The following is a 4,937-nucleotide window of genomic DNA, read 5'->3' on the forward strand; positions in this document are numbered from 1 at the left end:
ACCCCTGTAGAATACAGGAATCAAGCCATGGTAGCTTAAATCAATATCTAAACTTGTCTAACTTTTCTGTTGCACTTCATTGTTGTCACCGCATTAAAGGCGTTTTTGATTGTCCGAATACAACTCAATTCTTGTTTTTAGTTGTTGTTAGTTGCCTTCAAGCATTGTCTTTGGACAGTCAATGTTAATCTTCAAAAGCCACTTACCTTTTGTTACCATATTCTGATTACGATAAACAGGTAAGCGGGCTTTGTGCAGGTTCGCATTAACTGATAGTTAAGCTGGAACCTCTCCGCGTGTCTCATCATCAGTTATGATTGTAGTCTTACCAGGATTTATTTTGGTCGGATCCAGTATGATTTTGCCGACTGAGCGAGCGTGAATTTTACCATTTAGCGGATTTTTTATACTCATAATGCTGGAACTTATTTCAGCATCAACATTTGAGCAGTATTCGAATGCTAAATTTGTGTGCAGCAAGTGACAATTACGCATTTTAAGATGGTCAATATAGCAAAGCCCTTGATTGCTTTCAATTGTGCAGTTAATCATAGTAAGGTTTTTGGTGTTCCACGCCAAATATTCACCACTAATCGTTGAGTCATAAATTGTGACATTTTCACAGTTCCAAAAAGCATCTTTGGAAACAAACGTGGAATGATGGATCTCAATGTTTTTACCACCGTCAAAGACATAATTGCCAATGAGATTAAGATGGCTAACATAGATATTACTGCTGTTCATGCCAAAGTAGTCACCGTTGGCTTGGATGTTGGTTAGCTTGATATCGTCACAACGCCACAAGGTTTCTTGTGCATTTGAAAAGTGATCATCTGTTAATTCAATACCAGAGCTTCGACGAAAACTTTTGGGGGCTTGAATTGAACTATTTTGGATGGTAATACCATGCGTGTACCAAATACCTGATCGAGCCATTGTTTTTAGAATTGAATGATCAACTTGAATATTGCGACTATACTAAAGCGGATATTTCCAAGCAAAAATCGAATCTCTTAACTTAATATTCTGACTTTCTTTGAGCGGTGACTCTCCCTTGCCAAAGGTGGTTTCCTCGATTGTTGCATTAGTTTCAGCAAATAGCGGGCGTTCACCTTCAAAATATTGGTCATGGTATTGTTTCATGAGTATTCCTTTCCAAATCAGCATTAATGATACTGTACTGACTTTGCATTTGCAGTTTTTTAGATCTTGATTCGAAGATATCGAAGTAACTATTACTTACGTTGCTTAGTTTTTTAGGAAGTACGCCTTAAGTTAAACTGCATTTTTATGAAATGTATTTTTTGCGATCCGATAATTTAACTCCTGAAAAACAGTGGCAGCCTTCCCATTAATATAAATTGTTTGATCTCTAAGCTTGTTGTCGATTTCATCGTTGATAACAATCTTAGGAATCTTCGAAGAAAAGCTATTTGGGCTTCGGCGGGTGCCAACAATTAGCAATAAATCTGCCTGTGCCAATAGCTTTTGTCCCTCACTAATTTCGCTTTGATAAGTCGCTAGGTTCCGCAGGACAAAATCAGGGACAATCACGTGTTGACATACTGGGCACCGTGGGATCTGTTGTTCTTTAACAACGTCCCAATCATAAGAACGATGACAATAACTACAGTGATTTTTTCTCATATCACCCCAATACTCATAAACAGTTTTACTGTCAGCTTGTTGATGTAAATAATCAATATTCATTGTTGCAATACCAATCAGCTTATTTTGAGCTTCTAGATATGCTAAAAACTTATGAGCAAAATTAGGCTTAGCACTTGGTTGAAAAAATGTCTTTCGATAAAGCCGATAAAATTCTACCGGATCAGTTTTTGCAAATCTGCTATCCAGCAACCCAAACACTCCGCCATTGAAGCCCCTATCCGCACTTAATATTTCAGAAATTTGTGAGAGGTCTGGAATTCCGGATTCAGTTGAAATTCCGGCCCCAGTAAAGGCGACTATGTTAGTCGATCTACTAATAAGCTTTGCGGCAACATCCATAACCTGATCATTCATCTTTTTCTTGTCCATCATGTTCACTAAATACCTCTCTTGCAATAGAGACTGCATTTAAAACTTTTGGAAATCCAACGTATGGGATACAGTGAATAAACGTTTCAACAATTTCTTGCTTGGAAAGTCCGACATGTAAGGCCCCATTAATGTGTACTTTAAGTTGGGAAGCAGTATCTCCCTGAGTTAATAATGTTGTAATGGTGATCATTTCACGTTGCTTCAGATCAAGCCCTGCACGACTATAAATATCGTTAAATGCAAACTCTAAGATATATTTCCCTACATCCGGAGCAATATCCTTTAATGAATCCATGACATTTCCCGCTGCATTACCGTCTACCTTAGCTAACATATTTTTTCCTTCTTCGATTCTTGTTGTCATATATATTCCTTCTTTCAATTTGAATATAGCAAGCTTAATTGGTGGAGTTAACTCCATGTCAAGAAAAAAATACAAGAGTTGAACAAAAAGTCCAACTCTTGTATTACTTACTTTCTAATTTTGCTTCCACACTTGCATTCATTTCGTGGTAAGTTTGAATTTTTTCATCTAAGAAATTGATATGTCCCTGTAATTCAACCTGATCAGCTTTTAATCTATGACGCTGATCATATAGTAGTTTAAGTCGATCGTTGATTGTTTCATTTCCTCGATAGCGTAATTTGGCATATTTTTTAATATCTTTTATTGGCATACCTGTTTTCTTTAATCTTTTAATAAAATCGATCCATTTTACATCATGGTCTGTATATTGCCGTCGGTTCACATTATCGCGTTTTGGTACTATTAATCCTTCCTTTTCGTAGTACCTGAGCGTATCAACGGATATGTTTACAATTCTTGAAAATTTACCTATTCCATAATTCAATTTTTCTACCTCCTTGACATTGAGTACACTCCAGAATTTAGAATAATGTTATCAAAATTTTAGTTTAATCATAATAGGTTTTCAATTATTTTCAAGGAGAAATTTTATGGAGAAAAGTTTTCAAGTATCTGATGTTGACCGAAAAGTCCTCGGGACATGGACGAATAATCCTTACGTGGCTTTAAACAGTTTGTTAACGAGACCAGGATTGGTTCTAAATATACGATCCGGAACGAAAATATATCAATATCAACAGTTAAGTGAAGCTGATATAATACGGTATCCCAAGTACAAGAGTTATGACGATATATTTCAGCGGCTTGCACCAATTATAAAAATGAAAATCTTTAATCAACCTTTGCTAGATGATATGGTGGTTGGCCATGGTTACGCTCATGGATATAGAGTTGCGAGGCTCGTTATGATTGAGTCCTTAATGCGAGGATATACACAAACACGTAGCAAAGCTCTAATGCTAGCCGCCTTTATTCATGATATTGGTAGAAGCTGGGCTAACCTAAATGATGAAAATCATGGAGGTAAATCTGTCCAATTATTTACTCGGCTATTGAACTCTGACCAGCTTACTTCTCGACTAGTTAATGAAAGATTGTTTAACGGGCAACTGCCTAATATTACAGAGGACGATATTGAGATAATAATAAGCATTGTTAAAAATCATAGTCGTTCAGTACCTGAAAAAGCAGATAGATTAATTGATTCAAGCTTAGTTCTAAGGGAGGTTTCTGATGAAAGTATATTAGAAGACTGTGATGCGTTAGATAGAATTAGATTTAAAAACAATTTAAATATTAATTTTTTGCGTAATAAGGAAAGCTTTAGATTATTCCTCTTAGCAAGTAAGCTTATTTCATTAAGATGATTGAAACTAACAGCAAAATGCCTTAATTAAGTTTTGGAAGTATATTCGGATTGATTTCAGTACGAACCGGGCTTTACATGAAAACAATTTAATATATTGTAAGTTAATCTATAGCTTCTTTTGACTGCTATAATAAACATTGGAGGTGCTAGCAATGACAACAATTTATTTAGACCCTTCAAAAAAGAAGGAACAGATCGTGCAGCTGTCGGATGGTAGTCGCGGTGTCATGCAGGCGAAGAAACAAAAAGGTGGCGTGGCTTATGACTTTGAATTTTATAGCCACTTGCACCCAAGCTTCTTGGTGACTCATGCGCCAGTTAACGGAGATGTTGAGACGGTTCATTCAATTGATGGTGAACAGCAGTTTAAGTTTCAGTGGAATTGATAGATTTAGATCAATCTTATTTTTCGGTTATTCTTGATGAAGATAAAGCGACTTGGCCAACAAGTCGTTCCGACAATATAAGCCAATCACCCAACCATTCTGAATTTGAATGTCTGGGTGACTGGCTTATGTTGTAAAACTAACTATTCTTATATCTTGGCCTCAGCTGGATCCTACTGCAAACGCAGGTGATAAATAAGCTTGTACTTCGGTTGGGGTTCGCCAATCTGAGTTCGGCGGTCGTTGGCCGGATGAAGGTGCTTGCTTTCCTGCTCCTCACAGTCACGAAGGGTCAGCAGCATCTTTGCTTCGCCATCCCCGTTGGCGGCTCGAAATTCTAGTTCGTTTCTGGCAAATCTGGCAACCATCGCTTCGGAAAAGCAATGGGGATGTAGTTTTTGAAAAAGATCGTAATTACTTTCGTTTTCCATTAGTCAATTTCACTCTATGTAATAACTTCAAATTTATAAATACACGACTATAACGTTATTATTTTCTGTTTGTGAAGTCAATATTGACTATGGGCTTGAACCGTGAAAGAGGTTCGCTGAAAACGGTTTAATAAATACTTAATAATCCTAGAATCCCTGTGGTCATTGAGGATAGCCGCTTAATCAGAAAAGGTCAGAGTAATTTTCTTGACTCTTTGTGAATTCGCGGTAAACTTATGACAATTTCCTAAAAGTTTATCGCTTGAATTGTCAAATTAAGTGCAACACTACATTAAAGAATATTTCATAAGGCGTTTTCCATCCGAGACATTTACGGGGAC

General features: G+C 36.8%; 6 protein-coding genes and 1 pseudogene. 2 read left to right on the forward strand and 5 right to left on the reverse strand.

Going from position 1 to position 4,937, the window contains the following annotated elements:
• Window positions 1–276: 276 nt before the first annotated feature.
• The 4 genes and pseudogenes from KTE19_RS12735 to KTE19_RS12750 form a co-directional block, all read right to left on the reverse strand.
• Window positions 277–1,143 (reverse strand): annotated as a pseudogene (locus KTE19_RS12735) (DUF3737 family protein).
• A 132-nt stretch (window positions 1,144–1,275) separates the two neighbouring features.
• Entirely contained in the window at window positions 1,276–2,043 is a 768-nt protein-coding gene (locus KTE19_RS12740) for an SIR2 family NAD-dependent protein deacylase (protein WP_249778493.1), read from the reverse strand.
• Window positions 2,018–2,407 (reverse strand): carboxymuconolactone decarboxylase family protein, encoded by a 390-nt coding sequence (locus KTE19_RS12745; protein ID WP_217164775.1) that lies wholly within the window; start codon window positions 2,405–2,407, stop codon window positions 2,018–2,020. Before KTE19_RS12745 ends, KTE19_RS12740 begins: the two co-directional genes overlap by 26 nt.
• 103 nt (window positions 2,408–2,510) lie before the next feature.
• Window positions 2,511–2,894 (reverse strand): MerR family transcriptional regulator, encoded by a 384-nt coding sequence (locus tag KTE19_RS12750; protein ID WP_217342426.1) that lies wholly within the window; start codon window positions 2,892–2,894, stop codon window positions 2,511–2,513.
• 106 nt (window positions 2,895–3,000) lie between these two features.
• Here KTE19_RS12750 and KTE19_RS12755 point away from each other — a divergent pair, with 106 nt between their 5' ends.
• The gene (locus KTE19_RS12755) at window positions 3,001–3,777 is read left to right on the forward strand and encodes an HD domain-containing protein (protein ID WP_217342428.1); all 777 of its coding nucleotides are present in this window, start codon (window positions 3,001–3,003) and stop codon (window positions 3,775–3,777) included.
• Window positions 3,778–3,931: 154 nt separating this feature from the next.
• A complete protein-coding gene (locus KTE19_RS12760) occupies window positions 3,932–4,165 on the forward strand; it encodes a hypothetical protein (protein WP_217165454.1) in 234 nt (77 codons plus the stop codon).
• Window positions 4,166–4,338: 173 nt separating this feature from the next.
• Here the strand turns inward: KTE19_RS12760 and KTE19_RS12765 are convergent, their stop codons facing one another.
• Entirely contained in the window at window positions 4,339–4,596 is a 258-nt protein-coding gene (locus KTE19_RS12765; RefSeq protein ID WP_217165456.1) for a hypothetical protein, read from the reverse strand.
• Between the last annotated feature and the right edge of the window lie 341 nt (window positions 4,597–4,937).

The sequence above is a fragment of the Lentilactobacillus dabitei genome (assembly GCF_019061365.1).
Classification (GTDB): domain Bacteria; phylum Bacillota; class Bacilli; order Lactobacillales; family Lactobacillaceae; genus Lentilactobacillus; species Lentilactobacillus dabitei.